Annotated in this window: 19 protein-coding genes and 1 riboswitch; of the genes, 7 read left to right on the forward strand and 12 right to left on the reverse strand. The window is 76.2% G+C overall.

Annotation, left to right across the window (positions count from 1 at the left end; translation table 11 throughout):
* Nucleotides 1-2: 2 nt before the first annotated feature.
* The 4 genes from ACH443_RS10855 to ACH443_RS10870 form a co-directional block, all read right to left on the reverse strand.
* Nucleotides 3-1,196, reverse strand: coding sequence for a nitrilotriacetate monooxygenase (locus tag ACH443_RS10855; RefSeq protein WP_430590302.1), 1,194 nt, complete (start codon nucleotides 1,194-1,196; stop codon nucleotides 3-5).
* A gap of 14 nt (nucleotides 1,197-1,210) precedes the next feature.
* Nucleotides 1,211-1,744, reverse strand: coding sequence for a flavin reductase family protein (locus ACH443_RS10860; RefSeq protein ID WP_430556825.1), 534 nt, complete (start codon nucleotides 1,742-1,744; stop codon nucleotides 1,211-1,213).
* 29 nt (nucleotides 1,745-1,773) lie between these two features.
* Nucleotides 1,774-2,388: an NADPH-dependent FMN reductase gene (locus ACH443_RS10865; protein WP_430590303.1), complete on the reverse strand. Its 615-nt coding sequence runs from the start codon at nucleotides 2,386-2,388 to the stop codon at nucleotides 1,774-1,776.
* Between the two features lie 21 nt (nucleotides 2,389-2,409).
* Nucleotides 2,410-2,544, reverse strand: a riboswitch (SAM riboswitch).
* 139 nt (nucleotides 2,545-2,683) lie between these two features.
* On the reverse strand, nucleotides 2,684-3,238 hold the full coding sequence (locus tag ACH443_RS10870) for a DoxX family protein (RefSeq protein ID WP_429763660.1): 555 nt from the start codon (nucleotides 3,236-3,238) through the stop codon (nucleotides 2,684-2,686).
* 148 nt (nucleotides 3,239-3,386) lie between these two features.
* Here ACH443_RS10870 and ACH443_RS10875 point away from each other — a divergent pair, with 148 nt between their 5' ends.
* Complete coding sequence (locus ACH443_RS10875) at nucleotides 3,387-3,806, forward strand: hypothetical protein (RefSeq protein ID WP_430590304.1); 420 nt, start codon at nucleotides 3,387-3,389, stop codon at nucleotides 3,804-3,806.
* Between the two features lie 73 nt (nucleotides 3,807-3,879).
* Nucleotides 3,880-4,962, forward strand: coding sequence for a DNA polymerase IV (locus ACH443_RS10880; protein WP_430590305.1), 1,083 nt, complete (start codon nucleotides 3,880-3,882; stop codon nucleotides 4,960-4,962).
* A gap of 18 nt (nucleotides 4,963-4,980) precedes the next feature.
* Here ACH443_RS10880 and ACH443_RS10885 read toward each other — a convergent pair whose 3' ends face one another.
* The 4 genes from ACH443_RS10885 to ACH443_RS10900 all read right to left on the reverse strand — a co-directional run bounded on the left by ACH443_RS10885 (nucleotide 4,981) and on the right by ACH443_RS10900 (nucleotide 12,215).
* Complete coding sequence (locus ACH443_RS10885) at nucleotides 4,981-6,078, reverse strand: rhamnogalacturonan acetylesterase (protein WP_430590306.1); 1,098 nt, start codon at nucleotides 6,076-6,078, stop codon at nucleotides 4,981-4,983.
* Nucleotides 6,075-8,804 (reverse strand): Tat pathway signal sequence domain protein, encoded by a 2,730-nt coding sequence (locus tag ACH443_RS10890; protein WP_430590307.1) that lies wholly within the window; start codon nucleotides 8,802-8,804, stop codon nucleotides 6,075-6,077. Before ACH443_RS10890 ends, ACH443_RS10885 begins: the two co-directional genes overlap by 4 nt.
* Nucleotides 8,805-8,925: 121 nt before the next feature.
* Nucleotides 8,926-9,954 (reverse strand): hydroxyacid dehydrogenase, encoded by a 1,029-nt coding sequence (locus tag ACH443_RS10895; RefSeq protein ID WP_430590308.1) that lies wholly within the window; start codon nucleotides 9,952-9,954, stop codon nucleotides 8,926-8,928.
* Nucleotides 9,951-12,215: a DUF2264 domain-containing protein gene (locus ACH443_RS10900; RefSeq protein ID WP_430590309.1), complete on the reverse strand. Its 2,265-nt coding sequence runs from the start codon at nucleotides 12,213-12,215 to the stop codon at nucleotides 9,951-9,953. Before ACH443_RS10900 ends, ACH443_RS10895 begins: the two co-directional genes overlap by 4 nt.
* 131 nt (nucleotides 12,216-12,346) lie before the next feature.
* On the opposite strand from ACH443_RS10900, the gene ACH443_RS10905 reads away from it, so the two are divergent.
* A complete protein-coding gene (locus ACH443_RS10905; protein ID WP_430556732.1) occupies nucleotides 12,347-13,429 on the forward strand; it encodes a substrate-binding domain-containing protein in 1,083 nt (360 codons plus the stop codon).
* Between the two features lie 15 nt (nucleotides 13,430-13,444).
* Here the strand turns inward: ACH443_RS10905 and ACH443_RS10910 are convergent, their stop codons facing one another.
* Nucleotides 13,445-14,158, reverse strand: coding sequence for a hypothetical protein (locus ACH443_RS10910; protein ID WP_429763651.1), 714 nt, complete (start codon nucleotides 14,156-14,158; stop codon nucleotides 13,445-13,447).
* A gap of 224 nt (nucleotides 14,159-14,382) precedes the next feature.
* Here ACH443_RS10910 and ACH443_RS10915 point away from each other — a divergent pair, with 224 nt between their 5' ends.
* Genes ACH443_RS10915 through ACH443_RS10925 form a run of 3 tightly spaced genes read left to right on the forward strand, consistent with a single transcriptional unit; the run spans nucleotide 14,383 to nucleotide 16,541 of the window.
* Nucleotides 14,383-14,808, forward strand: coding sequence for a DUF6325 family protein (locus ACH443_RS10915; RefSeq protein ID WP_429763650.1), 426 nt, complete (start codon nucleotides 14,383-14,385; stop codon nucleotides 14,806-14,808).
* 1 nt (nucleotide 14,809) lies between these two features.
* Nucleotides 14,810-15,175 (forward strand): SHOCT domain-containing protein, encoded by a 366-nt coding sequence (locus ACH443_RS10920; protein ID WP_429763649.1) that lies wholly within the window; start codon nucleotides 14,810-14,812, stop codon nucleotides 15,173-15,175.
* A 43-nt stretch (nucleotides 15,176-15,218) separates the two neighbouring features.
* Nucleotides 15,219-16,541 (forward strand): chloride channel protein, encoded by a 1,323-nt coding sequence (locus tag ACH443_RS10925; protein ID WP_430590310.1) that lies wholly within the window; start codon nucleotides 15,219-15,221, stop codon nucleotides 16,539-16,541.
* 18 nt (nucleotides 16,542-16,559) lie between these two features.
* Here ACH443_RS10925 and ACH443_RS10930 read toward each other — a convergent pair whose 3' ends face one another.
* The 3 genes from ACH443_RS10930 to ACH443_RS10940 form a co-directional block, all read right to left on the reverse strand.
* Complete coding sequence (locus ACH443_RS10930; protein WP_429763647.1) at nucleotides 16,560-17,642, reverse strand: DUF664 domain-containing protein; 1,083 nt, start codon at nucleotides 17,640-17,642, stop codon at nucleotides 16,560-16,562.
* Nucleotides 17,643-17,742: 100 nt separating this feature from the next.
* A complete protein-coding gene (locus tag ACH443_RS10935) occupies nucleotides 17,743-18,519 on the reverse strand; it encodes a uracil-DNA glycosylase (protein WP_429763646.1) in 777 nt (258 codons plus the stop codon).
* A 124-nt stretch (nucleotides 18,520-18,643) separates the two neighbouring features.
* Complete coding sequence (locus ACH443_RS10940) at nucleotides 18,644-19,141, reverse strand: aromatic ring-opening dioxygenase LigA (protein ID WP_430590311.1); 498 nt, start codon at nucleotides 19,139-19,141, stop codon at nucleotides 18,644-18,646.
* A 248-nt stretch (nucleotides 19,142-19,389) separates the two neighbouring features.
* Here ACH443_RS10940 and ACH443_RS10945 point away from each other — a divergent pair, with 248 nt between their 5' ends.
* On the forward strand, nucleotides 19,390-19,629 hold the full coding sequence (locus ACH443_RS10945) for a hypothetical protein (protein ID WP_429763644.1): 240 nt from the start codon (nucleotides 19,390-19,392) through the stop codon (nucleotides 19,627-19,629).
* Nucleotides 19,630-19,655: the final 26 nt, after the last annotated feature.

Consider the following 19,655-nt stretch of genomic DNA (forward strand, 5'->3'; position numbering starts at 1 on the left):
CCTCAGGCGATCGCGGCGGCGTGCGGGGCGGCGTGCCGCGCCCGGGTGCCGGCGCCGGGGCGGGTGTCGTAGCGGTTGGCGGGGCGCGGGAGCCCGAGCGTCTCGCGCAGGGTGGCGCCCGCGCGGGGCGCTGCGGTGAGCCGGGCGGCACGCAGCGCGGGGAGCACGTCACGGGCGAGCACCGGCAGGTCGACGTCGAGCACGGCGGGCAGCAGCCGCACGCCCGCGACGTCGCCCGAGGCTGCCAGCCGGGCGAGGAGACCGGACAGGCCCGCGGCGTCGCCGGAGTACCGCAGGGCACCCGCCCCCCAGCCCGTGCGTGCCCCGGCGGGGGTCGCGGCGTCGAGCTCGGCGAGCCGGGCCCGTGCGGTGCGGCCGTCGGCGTCGAGCACCACCTCCAGGTCGACCACCGCCAGTGCGGCGCCGTCGTCCGCGCCGGGCGCGGGGGCGGTCGCGGCGCGCGCCGCCGCCCGGGCGGCCGCGATGTCGGAGCCGCCGACGAGCGCGACGTCGACCAGGGGATCGTCGCTCACCGACGGCGCGACGTCGCCGGCCGGGGCGAGCACCACGAGCTGCCCCTGCGGCGGCCGGGGGCTGATGAGCGGGCCCTTCACCGAGAAGGTCTCGCCCACGAAGTCGACGTGGTGCAGCCGGTCGCGATCCACGTAGCGTCCGGTCGCGACGTCGCGGATCACGGCGTCGTCCTCCCACGAGTCCCAGAGGTCGCGCACCACCTGCACGACGTCGCGGGCCTCGCGGGCGAGATCGGCGACAGGCTCGCGACCGTAGGCGTCGGCCGTCTCCGGGGTGCGGGTGGCCGCGGCGAGCCAGCCGCCGCGGCCACCCGCCACGATGTCGAGGGAGGCGAGCTGGGCCGCGACGTGGAACGGCTCCGGGTAGGTGGCCGGGACCTGGGGCACCAGGCCGATCGCGGTGGTGGTGCGGGCCACGAACGCCGCGCGTGTGACGGCGTCGAGCCGCGCGGAGCCGGGCGACCCGGCGACCGCGGGCAGCAGCGCGTCGGCGAACGTCGCGAAGGTGACGCCGGCGTTCTCGGCACGCCGCACGCCGCGGGCGAGGCGAGGTGCCCCGACGAGCTCGGCCGGCGTGAGGCCTGTCGCGGGGGCTGCCGCAGGGTGGGCGCCCGCGCCGTCGACGTCGAGCCCGACGACGAAGGGGGTGGTGAGGTCGGTCATGTGTCGCTGTCCCGTCAGATCGCGGACTCGTCGCCGAGCCGGTGGTAGGTGCGGTCGAGGTAGACCAGGGGCGAGGTCCCGTCCGACCCGGACTGCAGCGCGCGCAGCGAGACCAGGTAGCTGTCGCCGACCGGGGTGCGCTGCAGCACGCGGGCGCGCACCCAGGAGACGGCTCCGTCGATGACGGGCTCGCCCGAGGGCAGCGCCGTCCAGCCGCCCCCCGCGAAACGGTCGATGCCGCTGGTGGCGAAGCGGGCGGAGAGGTCGTCCTGGTGGTCGGCGAGGAAGCTGATCGCGAGCGTGCTGGCCGCCGAGACGGCGGGCCAGGACGACGACGTGGACGCCAGCGAGAACGCGAGCAGGGGCGGCGCGGCGGACACGGAGATCACGGACGTGGCGGTGAACCCGACGGGGCGGCCCGCGTGCTCGAGCGCGACGACGGCCACGCCGGCCGGGTGCTGGCGGAACACCGTCTTGAACTCGTCCGGGGACAGCTGGGGCTCGTCCTGCTGGGCCAGGAGCTCCTCGATCTCGGACAGGGCGGACAGGTCGGTGCGCTGGTGGGCGTGTTCCGTGGTCACAGGGCGGCTCCCGTCAGCTCGGTGGTCGAGGGGGTGGTCGAGGGGGTGGCCGTGGGGGTGGTGGTCGTGGCCGACGGGACGGGGACGCCGGCGGCCCGGCGCAACGGCGTCGCCCAGCGGGCGAACCAGGGGTCCAGCGCCTCGCCGAGCTCCGGCAGCTGGGCCTCGGTGAGGGTCAGCGTGCGGGTGGGCACGACCGCACCCAGCTCCACGAGCACGGGTCGGAGGTGTGCCTCGCCGGCGAGGGCGTGCGCCGGGTTACCGGACACGACGAGCGGCACGACGACGACGCCCGCCAGGCCGTCGGGCCCGTAGAGGTCGAGGAACGCCTTGAGGAGGCCCGTGTAGGAGGCCTTGTAGACGGGGGTCGCGACGACGGCGACCGTGGCGCGCGCCAGGCGCTCCTTCGCCGCGTCGGCGGCCGGGTGCGCGGCCGTGAGGATCTCGCCCGCGAACGCCGCGAGCTCGATCGTCGCCACGTCCGCGGTGCCGAGCAGCTCGGCGACGCGGCTGGCGGCGGCCTCCGCCGCGGTCACGGTGCGCGAGCCCGCGCGCGGGTTGCCGGAGACCACCACCACGGAGGGGGTGGCGGGGCGGGTGTTCTCGGTCATGGGTCGTCCCTCGCAGTCCGTCGATCACGCTTGCCGCACGGCGTCTCGACCCGCGGGGACGGGCCGGCCGGCGGCCAGGTCATCTCCCGGAGCACCCCGCCGTGACATGGGGGTTGCTGCCCAGCCAGCCGGGGCTTCGCGCTGGGGCTCGTGACCTGCGCGGAGGTATAGCAGCCGGTCGGACGAACGCCAGGGCCGTCCGGAGACTTCTCACCATCCGGACACGTGGACGCACCGGAGCCTCCGGCCGGGGGACGGCCGGAGGCTCCGGGGTGGTGCGAGGGCGCCTGTCTCGTCAGGCCTCCAGGCGCAGGCGCGCGCCGAGCGCGACGGCCGCGACGACGGCGGCGCCCGCGACCAGGACGACGTCCTTGAGCACGTACTGGCCCAGCAGGGTCATGCCGTGCCCGAACAGCTCGTCGCCGAACAGCGCGACGGGGGACAGGATGCCGACCATCGCGACGGCGAGGACGACCAGCCCGACCCGCAGCAGGCGGCCGGAGACCAGGGTGAGCCCGATGAAGGTCTCCATGACGGCGACCAGGACGACGGCGGTCGTGGCGGGGACGAGCCCGAGCGTGAGCGTCTCGACGGTGCGGCCCGCGATCTCCTCGGCGGGGCTGGCGCCGGGGAAGAACTTCAGGACGCCGAAGCCGAGGAACACGAGCCCGAGCGCGACCCGCAGAGCCGGGACGGACCACCGGGTCAGGAACCGGGCCAGGGCGGTGACGGCGACGTCGAGCCGCAGCGCCACCTGCTCGGCCAGCGCGTTCGGGAGCCGACGGGCGGCGGGGGCGCTCGGTGCGCGGGTGCCGGCGGTCGTGCGGTGGGTCGGGGTGGAGACGGACATGGTGGTGCTCTCTTCCAGGGGGAGGTGCGACCCGGGGGTGGTCGCCCTGGGAGAGAGCGGCCCACGGGGCCGGGAATGCGTGCGCCCCCGGTTTTCGCCCGGTCCTCACCCGCTCGACGACGCGCCCGGCACCGCCTACGGTGCCGGCATGGACCACGAGCCGATGCGACGGGTCGCCGAGTTCCGTGCGGCGTTCGACCTCGAGGTCGAGACCGCCCGACCGGGTCTGGCGGAGCACCGCCGGGCGCTGCTGGCAGAGGAGTCCGGGGAGGCGGCCGAGGCGCTCGCGGACCTCGCGACGGCGCTGGCCGAGGGCGGCGACGTCGCCGCCGCGTACCGGGCCGTGGCGAAGGAGCTGGCCGACGTCCTCTACGTCACGTACGGCGCCGCCGACGCGCTGGGGATCGACCTTCCGGCGGTGTTCGTCGAGGTCCACCGCTCGAACATGAGCAAGGTGGACGCCGACGGCTGCGTGCTGCGGCGGGCGGACGGCAAGGTGCTGAAGGGGTCGGGATACAGCCCGCCGGACCTCGGCGCGCTGGTCTCCCCGCCGACGGGCCCCGCGTAGGTTTCCGCACGACGGTCCCCGCGCGGACGTCCCCGCGCGGCGCGGGCGGGACGTCGTGACGCAGACTCGGGGCATGGGCGCGCGCCGCTTCCGCTGGGTGCTGCACGTCGACCTCGACCAGTTCCTGGCCGCGGTCGAGGTGCTGCGGCGCCCGGAGCTCGCGGGCAGGCCGGTGATCGTCGGTGGGCGCGGCGACCCGACGGAGCGGGCGGTGGTCTCCACCGCGTCGTACGAGGCGCGGGCGTACGGCGTCCGGTCGGGGATGCCGCTGCGCGTGGCGGCCCGCAAGGTCCCGGACGCGGTGATCCTGCCGGTCGACCACCCGGTGTACGAGGCGGCCTCCGCGCAGGTGATGGGGGCGCTGCGCGGGCTGGGCACGGTGGTCGAGGTCCTCGGCTGGGACGAGGCGTTCCTCGGGTACGACGGCGAGGCCCCGGAGGCGTTCGCGCACGACGCGCAGCGGGCGGTGCTCGACGCGACCGACCTGCGCTGCTCGGTCGGCATCGGCGACACCAAGGTCCGCGCGAAGATCGCGACGGGGTTCGGCAAGCCGGCGGGTGTCTACCGGCTCACCGCGGAGAACTGGTTCGAGGTGATGGGGGAGCGTCCGACCTCCGACCTGTGGGGCGTGGGCCCCCGGGTGTCGAAGCGGCTCGCGGCGCACGGCCTCGACACCGTCGCGCAGCTCGCCGCCGCGGACGACGCCGTCCTGGTCGGCGAGCTCGGGCCGCGGATGGGCGCCTGGTACGGGGAGCTGGGGCGCGGGGAGGGCTCCGCCGTCGTCGACGACACCCCGTGGGTGGCCCGCGGGCACAGCCGGGAGACCACCTACCAGCGCAACCTCACGACGACCGACCAGGTCACGGCGGCGTTGCGCGAGCTCGCCGCGCAGGCGCACGCGGACACCGAGGCCGAGGGCCGGGCGGTGTTCCGGGTGGGACTCAAGGTGCGCTACGCGCCGTTCTTCACGCGGACGCTCTCGCGGAAGCTCCCGGCACCGACGCGCTCCCTCGAGGAGGTGACCGCCGCGGTGCTCGACCTCGCGGCCGGGCTGGAGCCCGGCCGCGAGGTGCGGCTGCTCGGCGTCCGCGCCGAGATGGTGATGCCCGAGGGCGGCACGGACGCCGAGACCACGCCGGTGCGCGGGCGGATCTGAGCCACAGGGGCACGGGACTCAGCGCCAGTACCGCTCCGGCACGAGGCCGAGCCGGTGCAGCTCGTCGGCCACGAGGTCGGCGTAGACGCCGGCTCCGTACCACGAGGTGTGGGTGCGGTCGCCGTTCTCCCGGACCAGGTAGATCGGCTGGGCGTCGACGGGTCCGAGCCGCTCGACCAGCTCCTCGCTCAGCGCGGTGAGGTCGACGAGGTCGACGTCGAGGTCGGCGGCGACGTCGCGGACGTGCTGGGGCAGGCTGCCGGCGGCGGTCTCGACGAGGCCGGTGGAGCTCAGCTGGTCGCCGTCGAACCGGAGCCGGACGATCGGGGTGACGAGCACGGGCGTGGCCCCCGTGGCCCGCACCCGGGTGACGATCTCGGTGAGGTTGGCGCGGTACTGCTCGGCGGTCGTGGTCTTGTCGTTGTGCGCGAGCTGCACGAGCGCGAGGTCGCCGGGGCGCAGCTGCGGCACCAGGGCGTCGAACATCTCCGGCTCGGCCAGCACCGAGACCGTGCTCTCGCCGGAGCCGGAGTGGTTGATGACGCTCACCCCGAGCCGGAGGTGCGCCGGCAGCCGTTGGCCCCAACCCGTGTACGGCGCACCGCCCTGGTCGGTGACGGTGGAGTCGCCGAGCAGGGCGATGCGCGGGGTGCGGGCGTCGGCGGCCCGGATCCCGATCCCGGCGACGTGCGGCGCGTCGCCGGTGAACGTGAGCGTGAGGCCGGCGGTGCCCTCGCCGACGGGCTGGTTCTGCTGGCTCTCGGGGTCGCGCACGTTGACGGTGAACGTGCGGCGGGCGAGCTCGCCGTCGGCGGTGTGGACCTCGGGGACCATGAGGAGCCGTGCCTCCGCCTGCACCTCGGTGCCGGCCGGGCCGTGCCGGTCGCCCAGCATGACGGTGACGTCGTAGTGGCCCGGCGACAGGTCGGGGTAGGTGCACACGACCGGGTCGGTGCCGGTGCACCGCTCGAGCAGCGCCGCGTCCGGGCGGGGACCGGCCAGGCCGGGTCGCCCGACGGCGGCGTGCGCGGTCGGATCTCCGAGTGCGGCGCCGGCGACGAGCGCGCAGAGCGCGGCCGTCGTGACACGGCCGACAGGGCGACGTCGGGCGCTCACGACAGCTTCTCCCCGACGAGGGCGAGGCACTGGATCGCCGCGAGCCCGTACTGCGCGGACGCGTTCGACGAGAAGCCGGCCTCGTCGACCGCCCGCAGGACGGCGGGCGGCTCCACGCGGTGCGTGCCCCAGTCCATGTCGTCCGGGTAGCCGGCGTGCCCGGTCGCGAGCTCCTTCCAGGCGCGCGCCGCGAGCACGTCGTCGTCGAGGCGCACGGCGGCGTACGCGGTGGCGCGGGCGTACGACTGCTTGAGGTTGAGGCTTCCCCAGTCCGAGCCGGTCGCGTCCTTCTGCTCGGCCTTCGAGCTGTTGTAGAGCCGGCAGAACTCCACCCAGCGGGCCTCGACCTCCGGCTCGTCGACGAGGTCGAGGAGCTCCGTCATGACCTCGACCAGGCCGAACACGGAGCTGAGGCTGCCGACCTCCACCGCCTTCTCGGGTCCGGAGCTGAACGTCGCGGTCTCCAGGTCGTAGGTGGAGCCGGCCTGGACCCACGCGTTGGGCAGCGCCGCGATCGACCGCGCGCTCGCCAGGAGGCGCTCCTTCGCCCTCGGGTCGCCGCCGCGCTCCCACTCGGTGAGCCACGCCCCGGCGATGGCGCCCCAGTCCGTGGTCTTGCTCAGCGGGAGCGCCGTCGGGTCCGGGTCGTACTCGCCGGTGGACCCGTCGACCTTGCGGCCCGCGTTGAGGACCAGGTACGTGCGGTCGGAGTCGACGAGCTCGTGCAGCAGGTCGCCGGAGCGCTCGTCGCCCGTGAGGAAGTAGGCGAACCGGCGGTAGTTCGCGTTGCTGATGCGGACCTGCTTGGCGCTGTCGCCCCAGTGCTGCACTCCGTGCCGGGTCCCGAGGCCCTTCCACTCGCCCAGGTGGTACTGGTCGACCTCGCCGGTGTGCCGGCTCATGGCCTCGGCGAACCGGAACGCGGCGGCGTCGCCGGTGCGCAGGTAGTGGTACCAGAGCCACAGGTCCGTCGACAGCTCCGAGTTGTCCCACGCGTAGCCGCCGACGTCGTACCTCCACTGGTGCCGGTCGCCGTCGTAGGAGTGCATGACGTCGCCGTAGTCCCAGAAGCCGTACCAGGAGCGCTGGTCGACCTGCTCCAGGTGGTAGCGGTGGATCGCGTCCAGCCGGTCCTCGATGGTCGCCCTCGCCGTGGTGGACCGATCGACCGGGGACCAGGACCCGAACACGCCCGCGGAGTGGTTGTGGGCCGGTGTGCTCGCGGGCAGGGGCGGGGTGGCGGTCGCCGCGGCGAGCTCGGCGAACCGCGCGGCGGTGGGCGTGGCGGCCAGGGCCCAGAACATCAGCTCGGTGGTGCGCGCGACGCCGTAGGGCGTCCCGAACCCGGGCTCGTAGTCCTCGTAGGTGATCTCGAGGGCGTCGAGCTGCTCGGGGTAGGTGTCCTGGCCCATGCCGTCGTGGTAGAAGCGCAGGTCCATCGCCTCGGCCCGCGGCGACCACATCCACACCGTGGCGTCGGCCTCGTCGGTGGCGGCGCCGGTGATCTCCAGCTCCGTGGGGTGAAGCTGCCAGAAGTTCCGCATCCCGAACACCAGACCGCCCGCCGGCGTGCCGACGTAGCCGAGGCCGGGCGCACGGCCTCCGGCGTCCGACCTGATCCACGAGTGCCCGGAGCCCGTGCGCTTGCGGATCTCGAACCCGTGCGCGGTCAGCTGCGACAGGCTGTGGTCGCCCCACGCGGGGATCCACTTCAGGCGGGTGGTGACCCGCTGGTCCCAGGTGGCGGGGTCCGGCAGGGCCCGGCCCTCGACCTGAGCGGCACGCACCGCCTCGCCCGGGTCGCGGCGCATCCCGGTGACGCCGCGCACCGCCTCGGCGAGGACGCCGCCGTCGGGCCCGGCGAAGCGGACGTGCCGGTCGTAGAGCTCGCCCCGCATCGGGACGGTGAACCGCACGCCCAGCCCGGTGACGAAGTCCTTGTCCTCGTCGCCGTCGAAGACGAACGTGTGCACGAGCCGGATCCCGTCCGAGCCGGCGAACAGCGCGAAGCGCAGCACGAACGGCAGCCAGTCGCGGCGGCCCTTGCGATGCCTGCCCTCGACCTTGACGACCGCGCGCACCGGCCCGGACTGCTCGACGGTGACCTTCTCGACCGTCCCGGCGAACGCCTCGGACCCGACCTTCGCGCCGCGGCCGGTGTCGGGGGAGTCCTGCCGCTGCGCGACGAGCCGCCCGTCCTGGGCGATCACCGCGCCGTCGCGGCGGATCGCGCGGACGACCTTGTCGCCCTGGCGGCCGAACTCGACCTGCACGACCCCCGTGTCGACCACGACGCGGCCAGGGTTCTCCCGCACCGTGATCGCGTGGGTGCCCTTCGCGGGGGCCCCCGGCGCGAGCCGGTACGACTCGGCCCGCGGCGCGGACTCGCTCACGGCGTGCGCGGTCCACTTCAGCGACCCGTCGGGCCACCAGGCGGTGGGCCAGGTCTGCACGGGCACGGCCTCGCCGGCCGCGGTCGTCAGGGCGAAGGCCTGGTCGCCGGCCAGGGCGCCGCGCGGCCAGGGCACGCCCCAGGTGGCGCCGCCGGCGAGGGCGGCGGGGGCGCCGCCCTCCAGCCAGCGCACGTCGACCGGGTCGTGCCCGGCGGGGGCGGACGGGACCGCGGCCGTGGCCGGTGCGGCGCTCGCGGTGCGCGCGCTGAGCGCGGCGACCGCGCCGGCGGCGAGGGCGGAGGTGAGGACGGTACGGCGGCTGACGTCGACCACGGTGGGTCACTCCTTCGTGACGGTGGGTGCGTTGTCCGTCGGCGGACGTGCCCATCGTGCGAGGAGTCCGCGCATCCGGTCGGGAAACGTGCAAAACCGGACCGGCGACGACGCGGGACGCTCAGGCGGTGGTGCCGAGCTGTTCCGGGAGCACCTCGTGCCCGAGCGGCGCACCGGCCGCGAGGCGCTCCACCTCGCCCACGGCGAGGTCGCCGAGCCGCCGCAGCTCGTTGCCCAGCGACCCCGCGACGTGCGGCGTGAGCAGCGCCCCGGGGGCGTCCCACAGGGGATGGTCGGCGGGCAGCGGCTCGGGGTCGGTGACGTCGAGGACGGCGCGCAGCCGCCCCGACAGCACCTCCCGCGTGAGCGCCGCGGTGTCGACCAGGCGCCCCCGCGCCGTGTTCACCAGGGTCGCGGCGTCCGGCATGAGGGCCAGCTGAGGCGCGCCGATCATCTGGTACGTCTCCGGCAGGTCGGGGGCGTGCACGGTGACGACGTCGCTCGCCCGTGCGAGGTCGTCGAGCGACACGGCGGTGGCGCCGAGGGCACGCGCCGCGTCGGCGTCGACCCACGGGTCGTGCAGCAGCACGTCGACGTCGAACGGCGCGAGCAGCCGCATCACCTGCCGGCCGATCCGGGAGGCCCCGACGACGCCGACCGTCAGGCCGTGGTTGCCCAGCGGGTCGGGCAGCGACCAGCCGTCGAAGCGGCGGTGGGACGCGAAGGCGTCCGCGGCCTCGAGCACGCGCTTGCCCGCCAGCAGCACCGTCGCCAGCGTGTACTCGGCCACCGGGCGCGCGTTCGCGGCCGCGGCGCTGGACACCCGCACGCCGCGCGCCCAGAGCGCGGGCGTGACGAGCGGCTTCACCGACCCGGCGGCGTGCACGACGGCGCGCAGTCGCGGCGCGCGCCGCAGCAGCGCGTCGTCGAGGCGGGGCGCGCCCCAGCCGGTGAGGAGCACGTCGACGTCCGCGAGGGCACCGCCGGCCGGCCCCTGTCCCGGGTCGCCGCCGCGGGCCAGCGCGTCCGGGGTGAGCACGCCCTCGGCCACGTCGGCCACGCTGCGCAGCCTGGCCACCGCGGCGTCGTCGAACAGCTCGGGGACGAGGTCGGGGTGGCGCACGGCGAAGGCGGCGCGCAGCCGCGTCACGACGCCGCCCCGGCGGTGCCCGTCGTGCCTGTCGTGCCCGTCGTGGCCGCCGCGGCGGGTGCGCCCGTCGGGACGGTGTCGACGCGGCCGTCCGGCCATCGCACCTCCACGGCCACGGGCGGGCCTTCGTCCGCGCCGGGCAGCACCCGCACCGCGGGTACCGGTCGGCGTCGTGCGCCGTCCTCGCCCGTCAGCACGACGAGTGCGGCGACCACCTCGCCGGCGTCGACCGACCCCGACGTGCGCAGCCAGGGCACGGCCGACGCCGCGCCGAACGGGTCCGACCCGGTGCGGCGTGCCGCCCCGACGATGTCCAGCGAGACGTCCGGCGAGGTGGTCGGCAGGGCGTCCGGTGCGCCGTCGTCCTGGCCGGTCACGCGGAGGGCGCGCACGGACGACGACGTGCCGTCGTCGCGGACGACCCGGACCAGGGTGCCCGAGCGGTCGGCGCTCCGTTCGACGTGCAGCGCCCCGTCCTTCGGCGCGGCGAGCGGCCAGCCGCCCACGTGCAGTCGCCAGGGGCCGGGGTCGACGGGCCACGCGGCGTCCCGGTCCAGGTCCTCGGCCGTGGTGCCCGGCGCCGGCGCGCGGCCGGGCACCGCCGTCGCGGGGGGCGTCCACCACGCCAGCCGGACCTCGTCCGGGCCGCGCACCACCGACGCGGTCGTGAGCACCGGGCCGAGGCGCAGGCCCGCCCACCCGGCGTCGTCGCCCGGTCCGACGGCGGGCCGCGCGGCGGCCGGGCCCTCGTCGTCCGGCGCGCCGCCGGGGACGTCGAGCCAGCAGACCCGGGAGCGGGACACGGCCACGGCGTCGTCCAGGTGCACGCGCTCGACGGCGTCGCGGTGGGACGGCACGCCCCGCGCGTCGAGGAGCGCGGTGTGCGAGTCGAGCGGGGCGGCGACGTCGGCCGCCCCCAGCTGCGGGGACGTCGCGCCGGAGTAGGCGAGACGTCGGTAGAACGGGTCGTCGCCGCGGGGCGCCAGCGCGTGCTCGATCGCGCGGTCGGACCCGTGGTTGAGCAGGCGCACGACGCCGTCGGCGGGCGTGGCGCTCACGAGCCACCCGGGCGCCCGGAGCGCCACGGCGTGCGGCTCCTGCCAGGCCTCGGGCAGCTCGGGCGCCGCCGTCCAGACGGGGTGGTCGGCGCCGAGCAGCAGGCCGAGGAAGCCCTTGCTCGCCCAGTAGGGCGACGACCCGCCGGTGTAGAGCTGGCGCACGCGGTCGTACGGGCCGTGCCAGCCGACCGGCAGCAGCCCGCGGTCGTCGACCGCGCCGGCGGCGTCGAAGTGCCCGGCCACCGCGGCGGTGAGCGCGCGGGTGGCGCCGTGCGACAGCGGCGTCGCGTCCGCGATCGCCCCCGCCCAGAACGGGGCGAGCACGGCGTGCCGGTAGGTCACCGAGCGGCCCTGCAGCATCGGCGCCCCGCGCGATCCGACGAGGTGCCGGGCCTGGTCGAGGTACGCCCGCAGGCGCCCGGCGTGCACGGCGTCGAGCGGGCGGCCCTGGATCCGTGCGTGCAGCAGCGGGTAGACGTGCCAGGCCCACCCCGCGTAGTGGTCGAAGTTCTGCCGCCGTCCGTCGCGGCCCTGGCCGTCGGAGTACCAGCCGTCGCCCACGTACAGCGCCTCGGCGGTCTCGGCGTTGTGGTCCAGGTCGGCCTGCTCCCAGGGGCCGCCGACGCTCGCCAGGAACGCCTCGATGACGTTCTGGAACCACAGCCAGTTGTTCGTGTACCCGCGGGTGCCGACGACGCCGGCCAGCCAGTCGACCGTGCGCTGCCGGGTGCCGTCGTCGAGCCGGTCCCACAGCCAGGGCCGCGTCTCGGACAGCCCGATCGCCACCGACGCCGCCTCCACCACGGCCTGCCGCCGCTCGTCGACCCGGGGCCAGCGCTCGTCGCCGGCGGGGTCGGTGCCGTGCCGCAGCCCGGCGGCGTACCGCTCGAGCAGCCCGCGCGGGTCACGACCGTCCTCGCCGCGCAGGCGGAACGCCGCGAGCAGGAACGTCCGCGCGTACCCCTCGAGCCCGTCGCTCCAGGTGCCCGACCCGCTGACGGGCCCGGGCAGCGTGATCAGCGCGCCGCCCGGCGAGGCGAAGGGGCGGACGGCCTCGAGCAGCCCGTCGGCGGTCGCGAGCCACCGCTCGCGGGTCCAGCGGCGCGCGGGCGCGAGACGCGGGTCGGACGTCGCGGCACCCGTCGTCCTTCCCGTCGTGGCTGTGCTCGTGGTGCGGGCGGGCGTCGTCGCGGCGGGTGTCACCTCGGCATCCTCGCCCAGCGGAAGGCGGTCGCGGAAGGTCCGAACATTTCCGATCATCCCCGGACATCGTCGGCTACGGTGCTGCTCTGCCACGACGACCCGATCCGCTCGACGACGACGGAGGACCACCCATGCACCTGCCCACGGCCCGGCACGAGTACCTGCTGCGCGAGGTGGAGCTGCGGGGGAGCGTGCGCTCGGCGGAGGCGGCCGCCGCGCTCGGCGTCGCCGAGGTGACCATCCGCCGCGACATCGTCGAGCTCGACCGCGCGGGGCGGCTGGCGCGGGTGCACGGCGGTGCCGTGACCGTGCGCTCGGCCCGCGAGCCGCAGGCCGCCCGCGTGCTGGTCGGCGTCGTCGTGCCGAGCTCCACGGTGCACTTCCCGCCGCTCGTGCGCGGCATGGAGGCGCTCGCGCCCAGCCTGCACGTGCGTCTCGTGCTCGGCGTCTCGCAGTACCGGCCCGAGGTGGAGGCCGCCCAGGTGGACCGGCTCGTCGGCCTCGGCGTGCAGGGGATCGTCGTCGCCCCCACCACCCGGGACCGGTCGCCGGAGGAGCTCGCGGCGTGGCTGCGGTCGGTGCCCGTGCCGGTGGTGGTCGTCGAGCGCCGCGTCGACGGGCTCACCGCCCTGAGCGAGCTCGACCAGGTCCGGTCGGACCACGCCCACGGGGCGGTGCTCGCAGTCGAGCACCTCGCGCGGCTCGGGCACCGCCGGATCGGCCTGGCGGTGTACGACCGGACGCCGACCGCCCCGCACGTGCGGGAGGGCTTCGCGACGGCGGTCGCCCGGCTCGGCGTCGAGCCGGGGCCGGACGTGTCGCTGCCCAAGGGCGAGGGCGACCCGGCCGGGCTCGAGCGCGAGCTGTCCGCGTTCCTCGACCGGTGCCGCGACACCGGCACGCGCGCCGTCCTCGTGCACACGGACGACCACGCCGCGCGCCTGGTCGAGGCGGCGCTCGACCGCGGCCTGCGCGTGCCGGAGGACCTCGCCGTGGTGGCGTACGACGACGAGAACGCGGAGCTCGCCGTCGTCCCGCTCACGACGGTCACCCCGCCCCGCCGCGAGCTGGGCCGCGAGGCGTTGCGCGTGCTCGTCGGGCGGATCGTGGGGGACGAGGGCGGCGAGGTGCCGGGGGCTCACGGGTCGCCGCGGCACGTCGCCCTGCTGCCGCGGCTCACCGTCCGGGGCTCCTGCGGCGCGGCGGCGCCCTGACCGGCCGGTACCCCGCTACAGCTCCTTCGGGAACGTCAGCACCACGACGGTGGAGACGACGAAGAGCACCGCGGCGACGCCGAGCAGCCCGCGCCGGGCGGTGCGGTGCGCCAGCTTGGTGCTGAGGGCGGCGAACAGGGCGACCGACGCGAACAGGATCGACGTCAGCACGTAGTTGTCGCCCGTCTGGTTGGCCTGCCGCGCCGTGGCCGACAGGTCCTCCGCGCGGTCGAGCTCGGCGTCGGCGCGCGCCTGCGCCTCGAGCCGGTACTCGGGCATGAGGAACGGCGTGCGCGGCGCGTCGTCGTCGTGGATCGGGTCGGTGGCGAGCCAGGCGTCGAACGCGGGCACCATCTCGGGCCGGAACCGCGTGTACAGGAACTCGGACTCGGTCCCGTCCACGGGCTCGTACGTCCCGTCCTCGGCGAGCCCGGAGTCCCGGCCCGCGCGGGTCTCGGCCGCGACGGCGTCGATCCAGGACGCGAACGCCGTCACGTCCATCACCGTGAGCTGACCGGCCTCGGTCGAGGCGCGCGTGGACTCCGCCCGGGCTGCTCCGGCCGCGGCGTAGCTGTTGGCCTGCACGCCCGACCACTTGGTGGCCTGGAACGCCGACCACGCCGTGACGACGGTCGCCAGGGCGAGCAGGACGGTGGCGGCGAGCTCGACCCGCCGGCTCATCGTGCCGCCGCCCGGGTTGTCCGGGTCGCGCTCGTCCCGCCGTGTCATCGCGTCGCCCTCCGTCCCGGCGCCGGGTCTCCGGTCGCCGCCGCGGTCACGGCTCATCGTGTCGGATGACCTGCGACTTCGCCCCCGGAGCAGGCGGTCGTGTGAGTTGCGCCGCCCGGAATGCGGACCGTCCGCAGCGGTGCCAGAGTGTCGGCAGGACGGGCAGGGGCGGACGGCTTCCACCATGCCCGTCCTCCGCCGACAGGTCGACCGAGAGGCAGGACATGCGACCCACAGGACCCGTAGAGCTCGTGCTCATCGAGTTCCCCCGGAGCGACTTCAAGGGCGAGATCGTCGCGGAGCTCGGGCGTCTCGTCGACGCCGGCACGATCGACGTGCTCGACGCGCTGGTCGTGCGCAAGGGCGAGGACGGCTCGGTCGAGTGGCTCGAGGCGAGCGAGGAGAGCGGCGCCGAGGAGCTGGCCCGCATCGTGGGCGAGCCCGCCGGGCTGCTCGCGGCCGACGACGTCGAGGACATCGCGGACGAGCTCGCCCCGGGCTCCGCTGTCGGGATGCTCGTGTTCGAGCACACGTGGGCGCGGGGCCTCGGAGCCGCCGTGCGCGGCGCCGGCGGGCAGGTGCTCGACTGGACGCGCGTGCCGGCCGAGGCGATCGACGCCCTCGCCGACGAGATCGAGAAGGAGAACTGAGATGCCCCCCATGCGACGGATGGGCCGGCCCGGCCTGATCGGCACGATGGCCCGCACGGCCGTGATCACCGGGACCGCGAACGCGACCAGCCGGGCGATGAACCGCCGCGCCGCCTCGCGCGAGCAGCAGCAGTACGAGGCCCAGCAGTACCAGGCACAGCAGGCGCAGGAGCAGGCCTGGGCCCAGCAGCAGGCCCAGCAGCAGGCCCAGCTGCAGGCCCAGCAGCAGGCGCAGCTCGCGGCGGCGCCTGCGGCGCCGGCGGAGGACGACCTCATCGCGCAGCTGAAGCAGCTCGGCGACCTCAAGGCCGCCGGCATCCTGTCCGACGCGGAGTTCGCCGCCGCCAAGGCCAAGCTGCTCGGCTGAGCGAGCGCCCCCACCCGCGACCCGTGCACCCCGAAGAGGAGCCGTGACCGACGCTGTCGCCGACGACCCGACCACCCGCCGGCCCTGGGCGAGATTCCTCGGCGTGTGCGCGCTGCTCGGCATCCCGGTGTCGGTGGCCGCCTTCCTGTTCCTCGCGGTCCTGCACGAGCTGACCCACCTGGTCTGGGAGACGCTGCCGGAGGCCTGGGGCTTCGAGGGGCCGCCGTGGTGGTGGCCGCTGCCGTGGCTGGCGGTGGCGGGCGTCATGGTCGGCGTCGCGGTGCGCTCGCTGCCCGGGCACGGGGGCCATCTGCCGGTGCACGGGCTGAGCCTCGGCCCGGTCCCCGCGTCCCACGTCCCCGGCGTCCTCCTCGCCGCGCTGGCCGGCCTCCCGCTCGGCGTCGCGCTGGGCCCCGAGGCGCCGTTGCTGGCGATCGGCGCCGCGCTGGCCCTGGTCCTCGTGCGGCCGTGGGACGCGCGGCTCGGCGACCCGGCGCGCCAGGTCCTCGCGGTGGCGGGCTCCGCCGCGGCACTGTCGGCGATCTTCGGTAGCCCCGTGGTCGGGGCGGTGTTCGTCGTGGAGGCCTCGGCGATGACCGGCGTGACCGGCGCGCGGCTCGCGGCCGTCGTGCTGCCGAGCCTGGCGGCCTCCGGGGTCGGTGCCCTCGTGTTCACGGGCATGGGGACGTGGACCGGCCTCGAGATCGCCTCGCTGGCGCTGCCCGACGTCGACGCCCCGGCCCGGCCCGACATCGGCGACGTGCTGTGGACCCTCCCGGTGGCCGTGCTCGTCGCGGTCCTGGTCCGGCTCGTGCACCGGCTGGGCGAGGCGGTCGCCCGCCGGGCGGCGTCCCGGCCGTTCTCGGGGGCGGTCGTCGGGGCGCTCGTGGTCGCGGTCTGCGCGTCGGCCTACGCCCTGGCCACCGGCCGGTCGCCCGAGGAGGTCGCGCTCTCCGGGCAGGCGCTGCTCCCGACGCTCGCGGCCGACCCCGCGGCGTGGGGCGCCGGGGCCCTGGTCGCCCTGCTCCTGCTCAAGGGCGTCGCCTACGCCGTGTCCCTCGGCACCCTCCGCGGCGGCCCCATCTTCCCCGCCGTCCTGCTGGGCGCCGCCGCCGGTGTCCTGGCCGCCGACCTGCCCGGGTACGGGGCGGTGCCGGCCCTAGCAGCCGGCATGGGCGCGGCCACCGCCGCGACCCTGCCGTTCCCGGTCTCGTCGACCGTGCTGGTGGTCATGCTGCTGGGGTCGGGCGCACCGGCGATGGCGCCGGTCGTGATCGTCGCGGTCGTCGTCGGGTACACGACCGAGCAGTTCCTGCTGCGACCCCGCCGCGAGGCCAGGGACCGGGCGCGCGCCGCGGCCGGCTGACCCCGCGGGCCGCGCCGGTCACTCCCCGGTCGAGCCGTCCAGCGCCTCGCGCAGCAGGTCGGCGTGGCCGTTGTGCCGCGCGTACTCCTCGATCATGTGCACGAGGATCCAGCGCAGGCTGAACGCGCCCTCGCCGGGACGCCGGGACTCCCGGGCCGACGTGCCGTCCAGCCCGCCCGCGGCGAACGCGGACTCGATGCGGCGGTCCGAGTCGGCGACGGCGGCGTCGAGCAGGGCCCGGAGCTCCTCCGGGGAGTCGTCGGCCGCGGAGTGGAACTCCCAGTCGCCGTCGGCGTCCCAGTCCACCGTGTCGAACGGCGGCATGAGGGTGTCGCCGTCCAGCTTCTCGGCGAACCAGCCCGACTCGACCAGGGCGAGGTGCTTGACCAGGCCGCCGAGCGTCAGGCTGCTCGGCGGGTGCGCGGCGTTGAGCTGCTCGGACGTGAGGCCCGCCGTCTTCCACCGCAGGGTGTCACGGTGGAAGTCGAGGAACGCGCGCAGGGTGGTGAGCTCGTCGGCCCGCAGCGGCGGGTCGACCCGCGTGTCGTCGGCCCGCAGGGTGGCCGCCGCAGGCAGCCGGAACGCGCCGCCGGCGAGCGCCGCGCGCACGGCCGCGGCGGTCTCCGCAGGTTCCTCGGCGCCCGTGTCCCGGGCGTGCGCCTCCAGGTCGGCCAGGTCGGCGAACGCGGCGTGCATGCTGCGCACGGCGGCCGGGTCGCGCAGCTCGGCGTCGGCGCGGCCCGTGGCGCGCGCGAGCGTGGCCTCGAGGTCCGGGCGCAGGACGACGTACGCGAGGTCCCAGCCCTCCCGCGCGGCCGCGGCCCGGAACGGGGGCAGGAACCACGGGCCGACGACGCCGTCGAGGACGACGTCGTAGCCGCCCCGGGCGTAGGCGCTCGCCGCCGCGACGATCACCTCGGCGACGACCTCGTTCTGCCGCTGCGACCCGGCGAGGTACGGCGGCACGAACCCGGTGCTGATCGACCGGTAGAACGTGTCGGTGGTGAGGGTCGCGGTGGGGCGGTCGGCGTCGGCCCCGAGCAGCGCGGCCACGGTGGTCTTCCCGGCGCCGGGCGGCCCGGTCAGGATGGTCACGGTCACGCCGCGACCCTAGCCGTGGCCCCGGACACGAGCCCCGTCTTTTCCGCGCCCCGTCCTTTCGCACGCCTCTCGCACGACCCGCCCACGACCTGGTCTCCGCTCAGGCGCCCGCGAGCTCGCGGGCACGACGCAGCACGCGGTCCAGCATGTCCGGCGTGAGGCGACCGGTGAACGTGTTCTGCTGCGAGACGTGGAAGCAGCCCAGCACGGTGAGGGTGGCTCCCGCGGCGGTCGTGGCGCCGTCGGCGGACCGGCGCGCGAGGGTCACCTCGGCGCCGTGGGCGAACCGCGGCCGGGGTCGCGGCACGTCCCAGCCCTGCTCCGCGAGCGTCGTGAGCAGCGCCTGCCAGCCGATGCCGCCGAGCGCGACGGCGACGCGCACGCCGGAGCCCACGAGCTCCAGCTCCCGCGCCAGGTACGGAGCGCAGCGGCGCCGCTCCTCGGGGGTGGGCGTGTTCGCGGGCGGCGCGCAGCGGACCGGGGCGGTGACGCGGATGTCGCGCAGCTCGAGGCCGTCGTCGGCCGCGACCGACGTCGCCTGGTTGGCGAACCCGGTGCGGTGCATGGCGGCGAACAGGAAGTCCCCGCTCCGGTCGCCGGTGAACATGCGACCGGTGCGGTTGGCGCCGTGCGCCGCGGGGGCGAGGCCCACGACCACGACGCGCGCGGCCGGGTCCCCGAAGCCCGGGACGGGGCGCCCCCAGTAGTGCTCGTCGCGGAAGGCGGCGCGACGCTCGCGGGCGACCTCCTCGCGCCAGGCGACGAGGCGCGGGCACGCGCGGCACTCCACGAGGTGGTCGTCGAGCGCCGCCAGCGTCGGCGCGGTGCGGGCGGCGAGCGGGTAGTCGGGGGAGTCGGGTGGCGGGACGGCGGGCACCGGTCCATGGTGGCGTACGGCGGCCGGCCCCACGACGGCGCGGGCGGTGCGGACGCACGAGGGCCCGCCGTCCCGGGTCGGGGGAGGGCGGGCCGTGCGGGTGTCGTCGGGGCGACGCGGGGTGTCAGACCGCCGGGTTGAGCCGGCCGCGGGCCGGGGTGGCCGTGGCGGCGGGCACGGTCGCGGTGGCGACGGCGGGCTCGGCGGCGAGGCGGCGCACCGACCAGCCGAGCAGCCCGAAGAGGACGCCGAGGCCCATCACCAGGGCGCTCACGCCGTAGGCGACGACCGACGTGAACAGCGAGGCCCGCAGGAACGAGGCGTTCATCGCGGTGGCGCGCAGCGGGTCGTCCTGCTCGAGCTGGGCGTAGGTCTGGCCGCCGGTGGCCTCGAGCGCGTGCTTGTCGATGACCTGCGCCTGGGCGTACGCCGTGAGCGGGCCGTCGACCGTGGCTCCACCGAGGAACGCGGCGTCCTCCGAGACGGTGATGTCCTGGGCGGCGAGCTGCGTGCTCACGGTGGCCCACGTGGCGGCGCCGGCACCGATCATCAGGATGCCGGCGATCAGCGCGATGAGGCCGACGATGCGAACCGGTCGCTGGGTGGTGCGGGTGGTGGTCATGGTCCCCTCCGGGTGCCGGGTCGCGTGGTCCGCGGCCGGTCTGGACTGCGCCGGGTCTGGCGCTGCCTCTATGGTATGACCACAGGTCCTGACCTGCACGGACGATTCTTGTGAAGTCCTTCACAAAGCGTCCCGGGGCGACGGCCCGCGTGCTCGCGGCCCGCCCCGGTCGCGGGTGCGCGGCGGGCGTGGTGGTCTGGACGGCGGCCGGACGGCACCGGGCCGGCCGGCACCGAAGGGGGAGCAGCATGAGCGAGAGCTCGGGCCTGGGCGGCCTGTTCGACAAGGCCAAGGAGAAGATCAAGGACCTCGCCACCGACGAGAACATCGACAAGGCGGCGGCCGAGGTGAAGAAGCGGACGCCGGACAACGTCGACGGCTACGTCGACAAGGCGGCGGCGGAGGCCAAGAAGCGCAACGACGACGGCCCGGCCGCCCGGCCCGACGACGGCCCGGCCGCCCGGCCCGGCGGCGGCCAGGGCGCCTGACCAGGTCGGCCCGCGCCCGCCCGACG

The organism is Isoptericola sp. NPDC019571 (genome assembly GCF_044389385.1).
GTDB classification, from domain to species: domain Bacteria; phylum Actinomycetota; class Actinomycetes; order Actinomycetales; family Cellulomonadaceae; genus Isoptericola; species Isoptericola nanjingensis.